At 55.8% G+C, this 18,246-nt stretch carries 22 protein-coding genes; 5 read left to right on the top strand and 17 right to left on the bottom strand.

Annotated features, from left to right (window positions below; genetic code table 11):
- Positions 1 to 68: 68 nt before the first annotated feature.
- The gene (gene mak, locus UR289_RS00435; protein WP_320708963.1) at positions 69 to 974 is read right to left on the bottom strand and encodes a fructokinase; all 906 of its coding nucleotides are present in this window, start codon (positions 972 to 974) and stop codon (positions 69 to 71) included.
- Between the two features lie 123 nt (positions 975 to 1,097).
- On the opposite strand from mak, the gene rdgC reads away from it, so the two are divergent.
- A complete protein-coding gene (rdgC, locus tag UR289_RS00430) occupies positions 1,098 to 2,012 on the top strand; it encodes a recombination-associated protein RdgC (protein WP_023310540.1) in 915 nt (304 codons plus the stop codon).
- 49 nt (positions 2,013 to 2,061) lie between these two features.
- On the opposite strand, the gene ppnP is transcribed toward rdgC, so the two are convergent.
- From ppnP to UR289_RS00405, 5 genes are all read right to left on the bottom strand, one after another.
- Positions 2,062 to 2,349, bottom strand: coding sequence for a pyrimidine/purine nucleoside phosphorylase (ppnP, locus tag UR289_RS00425; protein ID WP_008503270.1), 288 nt, complete (start codon positions 2,347 to 2,349; stop codon positions 2,062 to 2,064).
- Between the two features lie 71 nt (positions 2,350 to 2,420).
- Positions 2,421 to 3,098, bottom strand: coding sequence for an AroM family protein (locus UR289_RS00420; protein WP_320708962.1), 678 nt, complete (start codon positions 3,096 to 3,098; stop codon positions 2,421 to 2,423).
- Positions 3,099 to 3,335: 237 nt separating this feature from the next.
- On the bottom strand, positions 3,336 to 3,527 hold the full coding sequence (gene yaiA / locus UR289_RS00415; protein WP_032638425.1) for a protein YaiA: 192 nt from the start codon (positions 3,525 to 3,527) through the stop codon (positions 3,336 to 3,338).
- 44 nt (positions 3,528 to 3,571) lie between these two features.
- On the bottom strand, positions 3,572 to 4,096 hold the full coding sequence (gene aroL, locus UR289_RS00410; RefSeq protein ID WP_023310537.1) for a shikimate kinase AroL: 525 nt from the start codon (positions 4,094 to 4,096) through the stop codon (positions 3,572 to 3,574).
- A gap of 143 nt (positions 4,097 to 4,239) precedes the next feature.
- A complete protein-coding gene (locus tag UR289_RS00405; protein WP_010428006.1) occupies positions 4,240 to 4,698 on the bottom strand; it encodes a YaiI/YqxD family protein in 459 nt (152 codons plus the stop codon).
- A 97-nt stretch (positions 4,699 to 4,795) separates the two neighbouring features.
- Here UR289_RS00405 and proC point away from each other — a divergent pair, with 97 nt between their 5' ends.
- Positions 4,796 to 5,605, top strand: coding sequence for a pyrroline-5-carboxylate reductase (gene proC / locus UR289_RS00400; protein WP_023310536.1), 810 nt, complete (start codon positions 4,796 to 4,798; stop codon positions 5,603 to 5,605).
- Between the two features lie 14 nt (positions 5,606 to 5,619).
- Here the strand turns inward: proC and adrA are convergent, their stop codons facing one another.
- The 6 genes from adrA to UR289_RS00370 form a co-directional block, all read right to left on the bottom strand.
- The gene (gene adrA, locus UR289_RS00395; RefSeq protein WP_320708961.1) at positions 5,620 to 6,723 is read right to left on the bottom strand and encodes a diguanylate cyclase AdrA; all 1,104 of its coding nucleotides are present in this window, start codon (positions 6,721 to 6,723) and stop codon (positions 5,620 to 5,622) included.
- 102 nt (positions 6,724 to 6,825) lie between these two features.
- On the bottom strand, positions 6,826 to 7,146 hold the full coding sequence (gene psiF / locus UR289_RS00390; RefSeq protein WP_023334671.1) for a phosphate starvation-inducible protein PsiF: 321 nt from the start codon (positions 7,144 to 7,146) through the stop codon (positions 6,826 to 6,828).
- Positions 7,147 to 7,235: 89 nt separating this feature from the next.
- Positions 7,236 to 8,651 carry an alkaline phosphatase gene (gene phoA, locus UR289_RS00385; RefSeq protein ID WP_045887909.1) on the bottom strand — a complete coding sequence of 472 codons (1,416 nt, stop codon included), beginning with the start codon at positions 8,649 to 8,651 and terminating at the stop codon, positions 7,236 to 7,238.
- Positions 8,652 to 8,751: 100 nt separating this feature from the next.
- Positions 8,752 to 9,012 carry an anti-adapter protein IraP gene (iraP, locus tag UR289_RS00380; protein WP_023310532.1) on the bottom strand — a complete coding sequence of 87 codons (261 nt, stop codon included), beginning with the start codon at positions 9,010 to 9,012 and terminating at the stop codon, positions 8,752 to 8,754.
- A 210-nt stretch (positions 9,013 to 9,222) separates the two neighbouring features.
- Positions 9,223 to 10,437: a multidrug efflux MFS transporter gene (locus UR289_RS00375; RefSeq protein ID WP_087822084.1), complete on the bottom strand. Its 1,215-nt coding sequence runs from the start codon at positions 10,435 to 10,437 to the stop codon at positions 9,223 to 9,225.
- Between the two features lie 168 nt (positions 10,438 to 10,605).
- The gene (locus UR289_RS00370) at positions 10,606 to 11,289 is read right to left on the bottom strand and encodes an extensin family protein (RefSeq protein ID WP_320708960.1); all 684 of its coding nucleotides are present in this window, start codon (positions 11,287 to 11,289) and stop codon (positions 10,606 to 10,608) included.
- A 103-nt stretch (positions 11,290 to 11,392) separates the two neighbouring features.
- On the opposite strand from UR289_RS00370, the gene ddlA reads away from it, so the two are divergent.
- Positions 11,393 to 12,493: a D-alanine--D-alanine ligase gene (ddlA, locus tag UR289_RS00365; RefSeq protein WP_033144742.1), complete on the top strand. Its 1,101-nt coding sequence runs from the start codon at positions 11,393 to 11,395 to the stop codon at positions 12,491 to 12,493.
- On the opposite strand, the gene UR289_RS00360 is transcribed toward ddlA, so the two are convergent.
- A complete protein-coding gene (locus UR289_RS00360; protein ID WP_023310528.1) occupies positions 12,490 to 12,717 on the bottom strand; it encodes a DUF2754 domain-containing protein in 228 nt (75 codons plus the stop codon). The two genes, ddlA and UR289_RS00360, sit on opposite strands and share 4 nt — an antisense overlap.
- A 249-nt stretch (positions 12,718 to 12,966) precedes the next feature.
- Between UR289_RS00360 and UR289_RS00355 the strand changes: the two genes are divergently transcribed.
- Entirely contained in the window at positions 12,967 to 13,266 is a 300-nt protein-coding gene (locus UR289_RS00355; RefSeq protein WP_008503287.1) for a DUF2755 family protein, read from the top strand.
- On the opposite strand, the gene UR289_RS00350 is transcribed toward UR289_RS00355, so the two are convergent.
- The 3 genes from UR289_RS00350 to UR289_RS00340 form a co-directional block, all read right to left on the bottom strand.
- Positions 13,263 to 14,360 carry a DUF1615 domain-containing protein gene (locus UR289_RS00350; protein ID WP_045400611.1) on the bottom strand — a complete coding sequence of 366 codons (1,098 nt, stop codon included), beginning with the start codon at positions 14,358 to 14,360 and terminating at the stop codon, positions 13,263 to 13,265. The two genes, UR289_RS00355 and UR289_RS00350, sit on opposite strands and share 4 nt — an antisense overlap.
- A 14-nt stretch (positions 14,361 to 14,374) precedes the next feature.
- Positions 14,375 to 15,595, bottom strand: a complete 1,221-nt coding sequence (sbmA, locus tag UR289_RS00345) for a peptide antibiotic transporter SbmA (RefSeq protein ID WP_320708959.1) — start codon at positions 15,593 to 15,595, stop codon at positions 14,375 to 14,377.
- 115 nt (positions 15,596 to 15,710) lie between these two features.
- Positions 15,711 to 16,244 (bottom strand): isochorismatase family protein, encoded by a 534-nt coding sequence (locus UR289_RS00340; protein ID WP_039263886.1) that lies wholly within the window; start codon positions 16,242 to 16,244, stop codon positions 15,711 to 15,713.
- A 204-nt stretch (positions 16,245 to 16,448) separates the two neighbouring features.
- On the opposite strand from UR289_RS00340, the gene ampH reads away from it, so the two are divergent.
- On the top strand, positions 16,449 to 17,609 hold the full coding sequence (gene ampH / locus UR289_RS00335) for a D-alanyl-D-alanine-carboxypeptidase/endopeptidase AmpH (RefSeq protein ID WP_023310524.1): 1,161 nt from the start codon (positions 16,449 to 16,451) through the stop codon (positions 17,607 to 17,609).
- A 2-nt stretch (positions 17,610 to 17,611) separates the two neighbouring features.
- On the opposite strand, the gene UR289_RS00330 is transcribed toward ampH, so the two are convergent.
- Positions 17,612 to 18,235: a helix-turn-helix domain-containing protein gene (locus UR289_RS00330; protein WP_033144736.1), complete on the bottom strand. Its 624-nt coding sequence runs from the start codon at positions 18,233 to 18,235 to the stop codon at positions 17,612 to 17,614.
- Positions 18,236 to 18,246 lie beyond the last annotated feature (11 nt).

Here is an 18,246-nt window from a genome sequence, read left to right as displayed (position 1 = left end):
TGTTTTGCTTTTACCTTGCCCCACCCAGGCCCTCTCCCACAGGGAGAGGGAATAAACATTATTTGCTTTTATTCCGGCCACAGCCACGCCGCGCCGCGCACGCCGCTGGAGTCACCGTGGACAGCTTTGCGGATCGGGGTTTCACACTCGCCGCCAAACACCCACTGTTTCACCAGATTCGGTACCGTGGCGTACAGCCGGTCGACGTTGCTCATGCCGCCGCCGAGCACAATCACGTCCGGATCGAGAATATTCACCACGTGCGCCAGGGATTTCGCCAGCCGCATTTCGTAGCGGCTAAGGGCCAGCTCGGCGACCGGATCCTGTTCTTCGACCAGACGCATGATTTCGTTGCCCTTAAGCGGCTGGCCGCTTAAGCGGTGGTAGTCGGTCGCAAAACCGGTGCCGGAGATAAACGTCTCAATACAGCCCTGCTTTCCGCAGTAGCACGGCACCTCAGCGCGGTATTTAAGCTCGTCTTCATCCATCCACGGCAGCGAGTTGTGTCCCCACTCGCCCGCGGTGCCGTTACCGCCGATATGGGCGCGTCCGCCGAACGCCACGCCCGCGCCGCAGCCGGTACCGACGATCACGGCAAACACGGTCTGGGCACCGGCCGCCGCGCCGTCGATGGCCTCAGAGACCGCCAGACAGTTAGCGTCGTTGGCCAGACGCACTTCCCGGTTCAGACGTTGGCTCAAATCTTTATCAAACGGCTGACCGTTGAGCCAGGTGGAGTTGGCATTTTTAACCACCCCGGTATACGGCGAGATCGACCCCGGGATCCCCATCCCGACGCTGCCGGTTTGCCCTGTCGCCTGCTCTGCCATCTCAACCAGGCTGGCAATCGTCTCGATAGTCTGGTGATAATCATCGCGCGGCGTCGGCAGACGGTGGCGAAACAGCTGCTTCCCCTGCTCGCTCAGTGCGATAACTTCTGTTTTGGTGCCGCCCAAATCGATCCCAATACGCACAAGACTCTCCTCATTATTTTGATTATCAACAGAGTAGAAGCACGCTTCCCGATTAGCAATGCAAGCGATGCGACAATTCGTTATCATGCCCGCTGATTTAACGACAAGGCCGTGGAAATTATCATGCTGTGGTTCAAAAATTTGATGGTTTACCGTCTCAGCCGCGACGTTTCGCTGCGTGCAGAAGAGATGGAAAAACAGTTAGCCGCCTATACCTTTTCCCCTTGCGGTAGCCAGGATATGGCGAAAACCGGCTGGGTTCCGCCAATGGGTTCACAAAGCGATGCACTGACCCACGCCAGCAGCACGGGTCAAATCATCGTCTGCGCCCGTAAAGAAGAGAAAATCCTGCCGACGCCGGTGGTTAAGCAGGCGCTCGAAGCGAAAATTTTCAAGCTGGAAGCCGAACAGGGCCGCAAGCTGAAAAAGACCGAAAAAGATTCGCTGAAAGACGAAGTGCTGCACTCCCTGCTGCCGCGTGCCTTCAGCCGCTTCAGCCAGACCATGATGTGGATCGACACCGTCAACGGGCTGATCATGGTGGACTGCGCCAGCGCCAAGAAAGCAGAAGATACGCTGGCCCTGCTGCGTAAAAGCATCGGATCTTTACCGGTCGTTCCGCTGGCGCTGGAAACGCCGATCGAGCTGACGCTGACCGAATGGGTACGCAGCGGCGCTGCGGCTCAGGGTTTCCAGATCCTTGATGAAGCCGAGCTGAAAGCCCTGCTGGAAGATGGCGGCGTGATCCGCGCGAAGAAGCAGGATCTGGTGAGCGACGAGATCGCCGTACACATTGAAGCGGGTAAAGTGGTCACTAAATTGGCGCTCGACTGGCAGCAGCGCATTCAGTTCGTGATGTGCGACGACGGCTCCGTGAAGCGTCTGAAGTTCTGCGACGAGCTGCGCGATCAGAACGAAGATATCGACAGGGAAGATTACGCCCAGCGCTTTGACGCGGACTTCATCCTGATGACCGGCGAGCTGGCCGCGTTGATTCAGAATCTGGTGGAAGGTCTCGGCGGCGAAGCGCAGAGATAACAGGCAAAACGCAGGCCGGGTAAGCGTTAGCGCCACCCGGCTTTTTTTTTTATTTCAGGTAGCGGCACAGATAAGAGGTAGGTTCAGCGACCTGCAAATGGAACTCGCTGTGGCCAGGGACGTTGAAAACTTGCCCGGCAGCGTAAACTTTCCATTCCGTTTCACCCGGCAGTAAGACGTTCAGCGCACCGCTGACGACCGTCATTTCTTCAGCTTCCGCCGTGCCAAAGGTGTATTCCCCTTCCGCCATAACGCCGACACTGGCGCGGCCAGTGCTGCTGCTGGTAAAACCAATGGATTTCACTTTACCGGAAAAGTATTCGTTACTTTGAAGCATGAACTGGCCCTTATATTTATAGATAAAAATTCACTATAGGGGCCATGCTCATCACCTGTCACGCAAAATCATTACATGAGAAGTTCCGAGGCAAGGCGAGCCATCAGAACGTTGGATAACAGCACGGGCACATCCAGCGCTTTTTGCAGCAGATCACGATGGTGCTGATGGAAACCGAGGCAGTCCAGAATCAAGACATCTGCTCCTCTCTCAAGCAGTTCCTTCCCGGCAGCAATAAGTTTTGCCTCACTGTCCCAGAACGGATTTCCCAGCGCATACAAGGGCACTTTTTCCAGCACGTGCCATTTTGCTTCCTGGTTATCCATGAGCTCCTCAATGGGCACAATCACCCCCACCTGATGACCATCCACGATGGAGGCCACCAGCGGTGGAATGATCCGCATCGGCTCAAGCAAAATCGCATTACGCGCCGTAAGCCCCTTAATGGGCGCGGTGCTCATCAGCAAAATAACGTCATAACCTTGATTATCGAGCACTTCTATTACGCCCTGCAGCGAGCGCTCGATTTTCTGACGCGAAACGTGAGCCAGTTTACCGTCGCTTAATAACGTCGCCAGGGGATCCTCCCCCGCCTCGACAGCGTAGTCTTCCATGACCTCTTCCCGACTCATCTTCCCCAGCAGGCTAAGATGCGTTATCTGTTGTTCAGATACATGCTCGGTTAAGAGCGGTAACACTTCGCTTACAGGGACCACACCAATGGTGAGGATCGCCAACGTTGCCTTCATCTTGATCGCCTTCCATTACTCCAACATCGTGCACACAGGTACAGGCTCACTACGCTGCACAGTTCATTTTTTCAACAAAACAGCACCAAGCGTAGCAGGTGATCCCGACATCGAAATGTAAAGATCGCCTGCCGATACCGGAGTTACTTGTAATAACTAAATATTAACTCCTGCTTAACTTTCCCGATGAGTAAAAAGTGTGATTCAGGCACGATACTGGAACGTTTAGGAAAAGGGTCAGGTTTTATCGGGATCTTCATAGCGCCGTTTCGCGTCCAGCGCTTCCTGTTCAGTCTCGTGTTCACTGATCAGCGAGTCCGGCTTGGGGTGATCGGCACGCAGTTGATACCAGGTCACGGTATGACCCGTCTGGCCTTTTTCAACGGTAACAATGCGTGCTTCACGCGGATAGGGAGGTCTGGTTGGCATAGCTCATCCTTTTTTTATGTCTGAGCTATAAGTATAGACGCCGGTTAGCTGGCACAAGCCAAACGCAGGGCGGTAATAATCTGAATCACAACCTCTTCGGGAGAGGCTGACGCATCCACCACGTGGTGAGCCGCTTCGCGGTATAGCGCATCGCGTTCGGCCAGCACTTCGCTCACCTCTTCGCTGAGCGGCCTGGAGGTCAGCGCGGGACGTTGCCCCTCTTCCGGAAAGGCTTCCAGACGCCCAACCAGGGCCGACACCGGCGCGCTGAGATAAATCACAATCCCCTTTTCGCGCATAAAGTGGCGATTGCACTCCGCCAGAACGATGCCTCCGCCGGTCGCGATCACGGCAGACGGGGTCGTGACCGCTTTCAGCGCGGCGGTTTCGCGCGCGCGAAAGCTCTCCCATCCCTCTTGCTCAACAATCTCGGCGATGGTTTTTCCGGCCTCGGTTTGCAGCCAGTGGTCGGTATCAACAAACTGGCGATGACACACGCGTGCCAGCTCCAGGCCAACGGTGGTTTTCCCACAGCCGCGGGGGCCAACTAAAAAGATGGGTTGGGTCATGCCAGGTGTTCCCCTTGATGCCGAATGGCTGAAGAGTGTAAAGAAATAATTGCAGAAGATGTTGCGATTACTTTACTGCAAAGCGGTACGGGATGACAACCCTGTGGAGGCCACACTGTACCACAAATTGACAATAATTATCATTACGCTGTGCGGCGCTTCACTTCCAGCAGCCATTTATCCAGCTCGGCAGCGAACTGCTGGCGATCGCGCTGGGACAGGCTGTCCGGTCCACCGGTCTGCACGCCGCTGGCCCGCATCGTATCCATAAAATCGCGCATGGTGAGCTTCTCGCGAATGGTCGAAGGCGAGTAACGCTCCCCGCGCGGATTGAGCGCCGCCGCCCCTTTCTCCAGCACTTCGGCAGCCAGCGGAATATCCGCCGTGATCACCAGATCCTCCGCGCTGCACAGGCGAACAATTTCGTTATCCGCCACGTCGAACCCGGCCGGCACGCGCAAGGAGCGGATGAACCGCGAAGGCGGTACGCGAATATTCTGGTTCGCCACCAGCGTCAGCGGCATCTGAACGCGCTCGGCGGCGCGAAATAAAATCTCTTTAATCACGTTCGGACACGCGTCCGCATCAACCCAAATCGCCATATTGTCTCCCCATAATGAGTCTGCCGACTATTGTCGCCTGCATTTCGTTGTTAAGCTATCAATCAGAGAAAACAACGCATAATGACGGAGAATCGTGATGGACAAGAAAATCGGGTTTATCGGCTGCGGTAACATGGGCAAAGCCATCCTGGGCGGTCTGATCGCCAGCGGGCAGGTGCTGCCGGGTCAGATTTGGGTCTATACCCCGTCACCGGACAAAGTCGCCGAGTTGCGCGATCAATATGGGATCAACGCCGCCGAAAGCGCGCAGGAAGTCGCCCAGGTCGCCGATATCGTCTTTGGCGCCGTCAAGCCGAACATCATGATCAAAGTGCTGAGCGATATCACCTCCAGCCTGAATAAAGAGACGCTGGTCGTGTCGATTGCCGCAGGCGTCACGCTCGATCAGCTGGCGCGCGCGCTGGGTCACGATCGTAAAATCGTCCGCGCCATGCCCAACACCCCCTCGCTGGTCAATGCCGGCATGACCTCCGTCACGCCTAACGCGCTGGTGACCACAGAAGAAGTGGCCGATGTTCTGAATATTTTCCGCTGCTTCGGTGAAGCAGAAGTGATTGCCGAATCGATGATCCATCCGGTGGTCGGCGTGAGTGGCTCAGCCCCTGCCTATGTGTTCATGTTTTTAGAAGCGATGGCCGACGCCGCCGTGCTTGGCGGAATGCCGCGCGCGCAGGCGTATAAGTTCGCCGCGCAGGCCGTCATGGGCTCCGCCAAAATGGTGCTGGAAACCGGCAAACACCCGGGTGAACTGAAAGATATGGTCTGCTCCCCGGGCGGTACCACCATCGAAGCGGTGCGGGTGCTGGAAGAGCGCGGATTCCGCTCGGCCGTCATTGAAGCGATGGCAAAATGCATGGAAAAATCAGAGAAGCTGAGTAAATCCTGATTTCTGACCGGGCGTCAGGCGGCCACTTCGGTGCGGCCGCGCCCGGCATTTTTCGCCCTGTACAGCGCCACGTCGGCCGCCTTCAGCCATTCCCGATAATTTCCAAACTGCGGCCCCCAGGGGGCAACGCCTACGCTGATGCGCAGCGCTTCTTTTGGCGCGCACGGTAACGTCAGTTTTTCCAGCCGCTCATGCAGTCGCGACATCACGGCGATGGCGCTTTCCGCCGCGGTCTGCGACATAATCACCGCAAACTCATCCCCGCCAAACCGACCGATCGCATCGCCTGACCGTACCGACCGCTGGAGCTGACGCGTAATGGCGATGATCGCCTCGTCGCCCACGTCGTGCCCCCAGGTGTCGTTGATGTTTTTAAAGTGGTCGATATCAATCAGCAATATCGTGGCGGTGCTGTGGTCGCGCCGACAATGCTCAAATTCATTTCGCAGCAGCATTTCCCAGTGCCGACGGTTAAAGACCCCGGTCATCCCGTCGCGGGTGCTCATCATTTCCAGCCGCTGCTTATGTTCCGCAAGCCTGACGGCGGTTCGGTGGCTGAGCCAGGCAAACAGCATGGGATACAGCACCAGCACGGGTAACGTTAAGCCCCACTCCACGAGGTCGGGGTTGAAGACGGCCACTTTCCCGACGAGTGGCAGGGTCACCAGCGCGGAGAGCAGCGTCAACGCGATCCCCGGGAGAAACAGGCGACAGCCCCCGGAACCCATCATATTCATCCCCACCATCATCACCAGCGCTGCGGTGGGTAATGCATTCATCCCCATCACGCCTATCCAGAGCCCGGCGATAATGGCATCGATTTTAAGATTGAAAATTTCCTGCTGATGAGGTGAAGCGGCGCGGCAGGACAGCTGCCAGGCAAAATGGGGCCAGACGAACGCCCACCCCACCAGTAAAAGCCACCAGCCACCGGGTAAAAAATGGGTGACCAGCATCCCCGCAACGGGGAAAAACATCGCCGCCAGCCCGACGGCGCGCGCCAGCCGAACTCTCCGGGCAAACTGAATGCCGGCGCGGTGAGGGTCATCCTGAGAAAGGGTTAAATTCCACTCTTCCCGAATGCGCTTTTTGTTGTAATACGTTTCATCATTCATCATTTTTGGGAATATTCTGAAACATTTTCCCAAATTATAGAGAGGGGGTCTGCGGGGAAAGTATGAAATTTCGGGTGAGCCGCCGGAGCCGCTCACCCGTTTGAACTACACTTTTTTCTTCAGGCACGCGCTCATGAACTTGCTGCGGTCGTCCCCCTTCAGGGACTGCTCGGTCGCTTTCGCATTACACTCGCGCATTTTTTGCTGCTGCGGCGTCAGGCTTTTTTCAGCCGGTTTCGCGGCGCCATTTTTAAGGCAGTCGCTCATGTAGGTCTTGCGGGCATCTCCCTTCAGACTCTGCGACGTCGCCTGTTGATTACAGGTGGTCATACGCTGTTGTTGCGGCGTTAGCGTCTTCTCTTCCGCGTTCGCCGATGCGACCAGGAACAGGCCGGAGAGCAGAGTAACCAGTAATGTTGTTTTCATTGCACCATCCTTTTGTGAACATTCCCTGTAAGTCTGGTTCGTGACAGGAAAAAAACCAGCCGACAGATGTGATTTCCGCCGGGATTTTATCATTTAAAACCCAGCGCCGCCTTCATGGTGTAGAACAGATCCGTTTGATCGGTCAGGCCTACCACATTTGCCGCGTGCGGACCGTAGGCTGCAATGCGCAGCTGGGTGCCGGTGTGCTCCATGGACTCTTCCTCAGAGTTGCCGTAGCTCAACACCATAACGGCGCCATCTTTGGTATTCAGCGCCTGCGTCAGGCCCGGGGCTTTGGTATCTGCCGGGATGATCTGGCTGGCGTGCGCATGGTCCGCGGTGACGATCACCAGGGTGTTGCCGTCTTTTTTCGCGAACTCAAGCGCCTTCTGCACCGCTTCGTCCAGATCGACGGTTTCGCCAATCTGGCCGCACGGATTCGCCGCATGATCCTGCTTATCGATCGACGCGCCCTCAACCTGCAGGAAGAACCCTTTTTCGCTCTTGCTCAGCAGAGAGATGGCTTTATCGGTCATCGCCGCCAGCGTCGGTACGCTGTCCGTGCGTTTCGGGTTAGGCGTACAGGTCACGGCAGGTTTATCGATATTGCCGTGATAAGAGGCTTTTGGTCCTTCCCAGCGCACGGGCATGTTGCCGTCAGAGAATAGCCCCAGCAGCGGCTTGTCCTGGTTCGCCTCGGTGATGGCTGCCAGCGAATTTGCATCACTCACCAGCTGATAGCCGCGGGCCTGCGCCTGCTCGCGCAGCGTTTTGCCCTGCCACTCGCCCGCCGTTGCGGTTTCTGCAAAGGTTTTCGCGCCGCCGCCGAGGGTCACGTCAGGACGCGCGTTCAGCAGCTGTTCCGTAATCGAGCCTTTGCCGCCTTTTTCCAGCGCGTTCGTCGGGCATTTTTCGCTGGTCACTGACGGACCGTAGCATTTACGCGAGGTCACGTGCGCCACCAGCGCCGCAGGCGTTGCATCCTGAAGTTCAGCGGTGGAGACGTTGCCGGTCGCCAGGCCCGCCGCTTTTGCCATCTCCAGAAGGGTTTGATGATCTTTTTCGTGAATATCCACACCCAGCGCGCCATTATAGGTTTTCACGCCGGTGGACCACGCCGTAGCAGAGGCCGCGGAGTCCGTGACGTAATCCGGTTTACCGGTTTTTTTATCCAGCGCGTAATGGGTATATTGTCCGGTCAGCGGTAATGCGTCGATGCCTTTAAAAAAGCCGCCCGCACCCTCGGCATAATTTCGCGCCGCCGTGATTTCGGAATCCCCCATTCCATCGCCAATAAGCAGAATAATATTTTTCGCCGGCTTATCATTCAGCGAAGCGCGAATAGCGGCAGTTTGATCTTCTGATAAACGGCGTGCGCCGCCAGGCTGGGTGATATCCCCTTTTGCCGCGCGATTATCCAGCACGCTGGTTTGGGCAGTATCGGCATAAACGGCAGGGGTAATTAACAGGGGAAGTAATGCGATGAAAAGTGCGCTCTGTTTCAATTTATTTTCTCCATGTACAAATACATAAAAAATAAAAACAGAGCGACTATAGGCATCCTGCATGACAATTCTATGACACGTCGTTACGTCCTGTGACGGTTTAGGTGCGCGGATGCCTTAACAGCTTCTTTACGTACTGGTGGAGCATCTCGGCATCCTCAACCGGAACCTGCGATTCAGGCCTGACGCTGTCCAGCGCGCCTTCCACGCTCTCAATCAACGCCTGTTGATCGGTTTTCGCCATTTGTCGCAGCAGCGCGGTGACCACAATTTCCAGCGCTTCGACCTGAGCAACCAGCTCTTTTGACTCCTCTTCCTTTTGTGCCAGCTTGACCAGCAATTCAGCAATGAGATTTTTCATCGTGCCAGTTCCTTTTTCAGTTTTGTCTGAAGTTAGCATTCTGAATCCATAATGCAAAGAGAAGAAATTTATTATGGTATGCAAAAGTGATGCAGGAATGAAAATAAAGGACCGCCGCGGTGAGCGAAACGTTTTTCTATAAAAAAGCGCCGCATTTTGTTATATAAAAATGCGGCTACCATAAGAATATATAATACATCAACGAAACGATTATCTCGACGATTTCGCTTCCGCCATTTGTCTGCGGCGACGCAGCGCAATAGCCAGCTGGATAATATTGATTAAAACGACAATCGCCGTGGCGGCGAATACCCAACGAAAACCGGCCATCGCGGAAACGGATGCGCCTATAAGCGGACCGGCAACATTCCCCAGATACATAAATGACTGGTTATATCCAAAAATACGCCCCGTCACCTGGTCGCTGGAATATTTAACCAGCAGGGTCTGTACCGCAGGCAACATTGCACCATCAGCAAACCCGAGCAGGAATCGCAATACGCCAAGCTGAAGCGGAGAGGTGACAAACGACATCGCGAAGAAGAGCACGACCGCAAAGATCAGCGTCGCCATCAGGATGCGCGCCGTGCCGATCCTGTCACCCAGTTTTCCCAGACGCGGCGCGGAAATCAGGGCGGATACGCCCGGCACGGCGGCAATCATGCCGCTCAGAAAAGCGATATTTGTACTTTCCGGCTCCATCGACTTGATAAACAGCGCCAGAATCGGACCGACCGAACCGTTACAAAGCTGGATAACCATAGTGGTCACAAACAGGCTGATCATCAGTCCAGGATAGGGCAGCGAGGCGAAGACGGCCTTGCCGCTCAGGCGTTCAGATTTACTGATAACCGGGCGGCCTCCCTCTTTGATAAGAAAGAACGTGACCAGAAAACTGACCACCAACAGGATCGCGGTGATGATAAATACCGCCCGCAGCCCGACGTGATCCGCCAGAAAACCGCCCAGCAGCGGACCGCCGATGACGCCGCTTATTTGGGCCGTGGAGAGCGTACTCAGCGCCCAGCCGCTACGCTCGCGCGGCACCTGAGAGGCGACCAGCGCCATGGCGTTTGGAATGTACCCGGACGTCAGCCCCATCACCGCACGCAGGAAAAACAGCTGCCAGACGTTGGTGGCGAAGGCCTGGAGCAGAATGGCAATCGCCATCCCGAGCGAGGCGCGCAGCAGCATCAGTTTTCGGCCTTTACGATCCGCCAGGCTGCCCCACATCGGTGACACAATGGCGGAGACCAGAAACGTGACGCTGAACGTCAGGCCGGACCACATGGAGAGCGCTTCATGCGAGGTCACCCCCAGCTGCGAGACGTACAGCGGCAGGAACGGCAGGATCTGGCTAATGGCCAGCCCGGTAAAGAAGCAGCCGAACCAGACCGAGATGAGATTAACTTTCCAGGATTCCATAAAGAAATAGTCTTCATTTTTAGGCGAATTCGCCTACAGATTAGCAAGTTACGCGTTTTGACGTCGCACCAGAGATGCGGCCTGACTGACTTTGGTGTTTTATCTTCCCAGTCATCATATTTGTGAAACAAGTCACAATTCATCCATTTTCTGGCGGAATATTATGCTTCACCGACAGAGTCCGAAACCGCGCATTCCCAGATGAAAATGGTTGGCATGCGCCGCGTTATACTCCGGCCCGAGGCCGTTTCCGTAGTAGCCGCAGCTTGCCGCCAGCATGGCCTTCAGCCATGGCTGCGTTGTTGCCGCCTTCCAGCCGTTCAGCACCGTGACGCGCTCCCCGTTCGCCAGCCGAAAGGCGGCGATATCCAGCGCCTCCGCCGTGGCATGCTCACTGCGTCGCGCGTCAGGGCGGTGATAAATATTGCGGCAGGCATAGCTGCCGAGGTGGTCGATACGCGCCAGGTCGCTGCCTGTATAGCGTTTTGTCAGCGGCCGGGCCTGCTGGCTGATAAACAGTGCAGAGCTGAGCGCCAGCGGACAGCTGGCAAGAAAGCTGCTGTTCAGGCCGACCGGGCCAAAATCACGCACGCGCACGACGTTGTTAAGCGGACACGCGCCACCGCTGTCGGCCACCGGCTGGGTGCGGATGAGATCTCTTTGGTTAGCCTGCGAAAGCAGGCTCGCGCACGCCTCGGGAGTTAAGCGCCGGAGCTTATACTGGGCGATTCGGCCCGGCGGGTCGTCAAGCGTCAGCGGTATGAAAGGGTTGTAGTAAGGCGGCAACCAGCGGTAACCCACCGTTGCAACGGCCACAATGATGAAAATGGTCAGCAGCGTTTTTCCTTTCACTCTCCCCCCTCAACATTCCCCAAAACATTATGGCAGAAGGCCGCGAAACCCGCCGGGCATCGTGGTATGTTATTGGCTTTTCGTCAGACTGGAAGAGAGTGAGATGGCTAAGCAGCGCGTAGGTATTGTCTTTGGGGGAAAATCAGCGGAGCACGAAGTGTCATTGCAATCGGCCAAAAATATCGTCGATGCGATCGATAAAAGCCGTTTCGACGTGGTGCTGCTGGGCATTGATAAACAGGGGCAGTGGCACGTTAACGATGCCAGCCAGTATCTGCTGAATGCTCACGATCCGGCGCATATCGCCCTTAATCCTTCGGAAGTGAGCGTCGCCACCGTACCCGGCGTCGCGAAGGGGCAGCTCATCGACGCCGGCAACGCACAGGCTCTCGCCCAGATCGACGTTGTCTTCCCTATCGTTCACGGCACCCTGGGCGAAGATGGTTCCCTGCAGGGAATGCTGCGCATGGCCAACCTGCCGTTCGTCGGCTCGGACGTCCTCGGCTCTGCCGCGTGCATGGACAAAGACGTCACCAAACGCCTGCTGCGCGATGCCGGGCTGAATATTGCGCCATTTGTGACCCTCACCCGCGCCAACCGCGACAAGCACAGCTTCGCGCAAATTAGCGGAGAGCTGGGTCTGCCGCTGTTTGTGAAGCCTGCAAACCAGGGCTCCTCCGTGGGCGTCAGCAAAGTCACCAGCGAAGCAGAGTTCACGCAGGCTGTCCGTCTGGCGTTTGAGTTCGACCATAAAGTGGTGGTTGAGCAGGGCATCAAAGGCCGTGAAATTGAGTGCGCCGTGCTGGGCAATGATTTTCCACAGGCGAGCACCTGCGGCGAAGTGGTGTTAAACAGCGACTTCTACTCGTACGACACCAAATACATTGATGACAAAGGCGCGCAGGTTGTCGTTCCTGCGGATATCGATCCGGCGATTAACGATAAGATCCGGGCGATCGCCATTCGCGCTTATCAGACGCTCGGCTGCTGCGGCATGGCGCGCGTGGATGTGTTCCTGACGCCGGAAAACGAAGTGGTGATCAATGAAATCAACACGCTGCCGGGGTTCACTAACATCAGCATGTATCCAAAACTGTGGCAGGCCAGCGGCCTGAGCTACCCTGAACTGATCACCCGCCTGATCGAACTGGCGCTGGAGCGTCACGCCGCCGACAGCGCGCTTAAAAGTTCCGTAAACGGTTAATCGGCGCTCTTCGCCTCATCCGCTGTCGTCTCTTCAGGACGACGGCGGATAATCAGCCCCGCCAGCCAGAAACTTATCACCCAGGTCACCAGCCCGACGGCATAGGTTTGCCATCCTTTAGCTTCAAAACCCAACAGGCCCACGACACCGTTAAGAATAAAGATCAGCCCGATGGCAAAGGCGTAGTAGTGCCAGTCACGGCGTAGTTTGGACGTGAGCTTCATAACAACTCCGGCAGGAAAAAAAGACATCCTCTCACAGTTTTACGGCCAGGTCTGTGGCAGATACGGAAATTCTGAAACGCGACGCAATTTCACTTAAGTGATGAAATTGTGATGTGCTGCAGAAATCGACAATCCAGGAGAATTCCTGAGCGCAAATTACCACGATTCTGATATTGACAAATGCGATGACCTGTCAAACTCACCCCGTAAGACGCGTATTAAAACAGAGTGATACCACGGGAGGTCAACATGGCTGACTTTACATTGTCGAAACCGATTTTTGGCGGCAAACCAAAAACCTCCACGGCGGGTAATATCGCTTATGCCCTGTTTGTCCTGTTCTGCTTCTGGGCCGGTTCCCAGCTGCTCAATATGCTGGTCCATGCGCCGGGCGTTTATGAACACCTGATGCAGGTGCAGGATAACGGACGCCCGCGAGTTGAGATTGGCTTTGGCGTCAGCACCCTGTTCGGCCTGATCCCCTTCCTCGCGGGATGCATGATTCTGGGCGTTGTGGCGTTAGTGTTGCGCTTTCGCCGTCGCCGTTAAAGCCCCATACAGCGAGCCCGGCGATCGTCCACGCGTTTTGCGAACCATGCGGTGGTCAGGTTACGGGTGATCTTCGGGCTTTCCAGTTGGATCCCCGGCAGGATCGCCCTCGGTAACGTTTTCCCGCTTTTCTGCTCCGCAAGCGCAAACACCTTGTTGTACAGATCCGTTTTCTCAAAGGCCAGGCTGTCGCCTTTCTCAAGCTGACGGCGAATGTCGCTATTGCTCAAGCCAAGCGTGGTGGATAATTTCCGTACTGCCAGCTCGGTGCTTCCCGCCTCGCTGCTGCCGTAAGCGATGAGATCGCCGTCCAGTGCGAGCTTGACGCCGCTTGCGCGGCTGACCGCACTCTGGAATGCCGCATTACGGCTGGCATACCAGCCCGCGTTAAAGTCGGCAAAGCGGTACAGCGGCTCATTGTAGTTCGCCGGATAGTTCAGCAGATGATACGTGCCGAACCACAGCCCACCGCGCAGGGAGAAGACCTCCTGACGTACCGTACCGTCGATTTTCCACGGGTAGCCGTCGGTATGCTTCTCCGCGAACGCAATGCTCACCTGCATCGGGCCACCGGTATGTACCGGGTTCAGCGAGCCAAACAGCTTCTGCCCCATCGGGACCATACTGATGAAATCATCAAAGATGGCGCTAAGCTGTTTTTCGGTTTTCACCGCATCCAGCCGTTCGCTGTAGCTTTTTCCGTTCGGCGAGGTGATTTTAAGCGCGGTATGCACGAGGAAAACCGGGATATGCATGGACTCCGCGCGGCGGTCGATCTCTTTCCAGGCAATTTTGTTCAGGCCCGGCACCACCGGGTCTGACTGATACATCGACTCCTGCTGCGCCACCGCCAGCACCGAGCAGATATTCTCCTCGGTCGGCGCGATCTTTTGGCTTTCAAAGGTTTTTGCCAGCGCATCTGCCCACGCGTTGCGATCCTTCACGCTGGCGGGCATTTTCTGCCGCACAACGCTCGCCACATCGACGGGCTTCTCCCCCTTTTTGAGCGGAGCGGCCCCTTTTTCGGCACAGCCTGCCAGCACAAGAGCGGCCAGCAAGGACAACGGTAACGCGCGCGGTACGGCAAAAGACATAGCAACTTCCTGTATTAGCTAAATGTGTTGGTGACTTCCTGCAGGTCACGATCGTCCAGCTCACGTTCAAAACTGCGCAGACGTTTGTAGATGGACATCAGTTCTACCAGGGTGGTCCAGGAGCTGATCAGGTACTGGAACGACCCGCGAACCTGACCGAAAACGTTGGTGATCTGCGTCATCAGACCGAGCGTAATCGTACCCGCAACAATCGACGGGAACAGCAGGAACAAACCGAAAACGTTATCTACCTGCAGATATAAAATACGGGCAATGTTGAAATACATATAGTGGAAGTAGAGTCGGAAGTAGTTACGACGCACGGCGCCAAACAGCTCGCGGACGGTTGGCGGCGAGGCGCGGTTGGCGTCATCTTCGCCGTAAACCAGTTCTTTACGGTAAGCGGCTTCCACGCGTTGATTTTTAAACTCCAGGCCCGGCAGTTTGATCCCCACCACCGCCAGCAGGCCCGTGCCCATCAGCGACCAGACGATCGCGGCAATCACCAGACCATAAGGAATATGGCCGACAATCGGCAGATCCGGCACGTGCGCCGAGAGCGTCACCAGCACCGGCAGGAAGGCGATTAGCGTCATGATGGCGTTGATAAAGCTGACGCCCATGTCTTCAAGGGTGGAGGCAAAACGCATGGTGTCTTCCTGCACACGCTGTGCGGCACCTTCGATATGGCGCAGGTGCTGCCAGTGCGCCATATAATGTTCGTTCATCGCGGTACGCCAGCGGAAAACGTAGTGGCTGACGAAGAAGTTGTTCATCACGCCGATAATCACCGCAATAAGGGCGATACCGAGGAAGACGCCGACTTCATGATAGAACTGGTTGATGGCCACCTTATGCGGCGAGCTCAGCGCGGTCTGGATCAGATCGTAGAACGGCGCATACCAGGCGTTAACCGCCACGCCCACCTCCACGAGGAACCAGGTGACAAAGATAATTAGCGATGTGCCGAGGATAGACCAGTACTGCCAGCGGTGCGGAGAATACATAAACCAGAACAGGGCAAACAGCCCTACGCACACCGTGTAGTAGGCGTAAAACAGTAGATAGCTGAGCGACCAGAAGCGCGCCGCGCTAATCGGCACCTCGCCCGTTGCTCCCGTGATGCGCGTCAGCCATGCGCCGCCGCCCGCCTGCCAGAAAATGACAGCGATGAGTGCCCAAATAAATGCCGACAGGAAAAAAGGCCCCGGCTTTGGGAAAAAAGACTTAAACATAATGCTTCCTTCTTGTTGTTATGGCTGTTGCTGTGCACAACACGTTACCACACGAAAAACCTGCCCAGGCCAGCCTCCCGACTCAGGCAAAAAGGTCAGACCCGAGGGTTGATTATTAGTTCGCTTTCCAGTTTTCGAGAATTGTTTCGGTGCGTTTCACCGCGAGAGGATTCGCCGGCGCGATGAAGTTACGCCAGACGTCGTTGTGGTGGTTAATCAGGATCTGCGCATCTGCCGCCGGGCGATTGGCGGTAGTATGGGCATCTTCCGCCACGGTGATGTGATAACCCCGGCTGACGCCGTTCTTGATCGTCGCATCGACGCAGTAATCGGTGGCGCAGCCGCAGATGACAAACTCGCGAATGCCCTGCTCACGCAGCAGCGCCTCAAGCACGGTGTTATAGAAGGCATCACAGGCGGTTTTGGTCACATATAGCGCGTCAGCTGGCTGATGGAGTTCAGGCAGTAGCGCAAACCCTTCACTTCCCTCTTCCAGGCCCCCTGCCTCGGTATGCTGAATAAAAATGACCTTGTCGGCTGCCTGCGTAAGCTGGTTGATCAGAGAGACACATTTTTCGCGCTGATGACGAGGGGTTTCAAATACCCCGTTCTGCATATCGACAACCATAACCACACGCTTCTCAGACATACCGTTCTCCGTAAGATTGAGTGACACTGGTGCCTATCATAAGCCCGATGTCACAAAATGGGAGATGGCTCGTAAGTAAATTGTTCATATTTACCCATGGTTACGTTTTTCTCGCTATCGTTATGCAATTCGGGGCATTGCGCGGTACCGATTAGTAGTATAAATACCCATTACTTTCTTCATTCACTTCATGGATGCTTTTCGTTGAAACGTTGTCTGCTCTCTTTTGCCGCGCTGTGTGCGGTGAGCTTTTCTACCGCCCAGGCAGCCCAACCGCTGACGGCGCCCGTTTTAGCTTCAGATATTGCCGACCGCTACGCGAACCTTATCTATTACGGCAGCGGTGCGACCGGGATGGCGATGGTCGTCATCGACGGTAACCAGCGTGTATTCCGCAGCTTTGGCGAGACGCGCCCAGGAAATAACGTTCACCCGCAGCTGGATTCCGTTATCCGCATCGCGTCCTTAACCAAGCTGATGACCAGCGAAATGCTGGTGAAATTGCTCGATCAGGGCGTGGTAAAACTCGACGACCCGCTCAGCAAATACGCGCCTCCAGGCGCCCGGGTTCCAACCTATCAGGGTACGCCGATTCGGCTTGTGAACCTTGCCACCCACACCAGCGCCCTGCCGCGTGAGCAGCCAGGCGGGGCGGCGCACCGTGACGTATTTGTCTGGCCAACGCGCGACCAGCGCTGGAGCTACCTGAGTACCGCCACGCTGAAGGCGGCGCCGGGTTCGCAGGCCTCTTATTCAAACCTGGCCTTTGACCTGCTGGCGGACGCCCTTTCAACGGCGGCTGGCAAACCCTACACGCAGCTTTTTGAAGAGCAGATAACCCGTCCGCTGGGTATGAAAGACACCACCTTTACCCCGTCTCCGGATCAGTGTCGTCGCCTGATGGTGGCTGAGAAAGGTGCTAGCCCCTGTAATAATACGCTCGCGGCCGTGGGCAGCGGCGGGGTCTATTCCACACCTGGCGACATGATGCGCTGGATGCAACAGTTCCTTTCCTCAGATTTCTACGCACGCAGCAGCCAGGCCGATCGCATGCAGACCCTGATTTATCAGCGCACTCAGCTGCAACGCGTCATCGGGATGGACGTGCCGGGTAAAGCCGACGCGCTCGGTATGGGCTGGGTCTATATGGCTCCGAAAAATGGCCGTCCGGGTATTATTCAGAAAACCGGCGGCGGCGGCGGATTCATCACCTATATGGCCATGATCCCGCAGTCAAACGTGGGCGCATTTGTGGTGGTCACCCGCTCCCCGCATACGCGTTTCGTCAATATGAGTGACGGGATTAATAACTTAGTGGCTGAACTGAGCGCCAATAAAGCCCAGGTTCTCACCGCGTCTAACTAATTTTAATATTCCGTGGGCAAGCGGTTGATGCTGACCAGCTTGCCCCGGCTCATGTTGATATAGTTTCCCTGCCTCAGGGCGGCAAGCACCTCGGCAACAACGGAGCGTGAAATTCGTGTGCTCTGTTGAATATGATTCATCACACCGATTTTTGAACGCAGCGTTTCATCCCATTCCGCCATATTCAGCAGCATCGAGCGGATCTGGTGATAGGAGTTATTTCCCACCAGCTGCTTATCGCGTTTCTCGAGAATGTAAGTTATCCAGGATAACCAGCAGAAGGCCTCTTTCCAGAGTGAATACTGCTGGATGAGTTGACGGGTGGTTTCCGTGGGCAAATAAAAACCGGTACAGGCCGTTTTAGCAATAACCCTGTATTCGTGAGAGTGATTAATCACCACCGTAGACAGCCCGAATATAAAAGGGGCAGTCGCAATCCCCACCAGCAATTCATCAGAAGTTCGATAAACCTCAATAACGCCGGTTTGTAATACGATCGTACAAGGCTCATTCCATTCGCCTGACGTAATTAATTGCTGGGGCGCACATGTAAAAGGGGTACTGGCCGCTGTTAAATACTGTTCGAGCCGGCGTAATTCAGAAAGCGGTTTCGCATTAACGTTCATGCAGACCTCAA

It is taken from the genome of Enterobacter sp. 302C9 (assembly GCF_034106085.1).
Classification (GTDB): domain Bacteria; phylum Pseudomonadota; class Gammaproteobacteria; order Enterobacterales; family Enterobacteriaceae; genus Enterobacter; species Enterobacter asburiae_B.
Note: the sequence above shows the minus strand (reverse complement) of the source record. Positions and strands in the feature narration are given on the sequence as shown.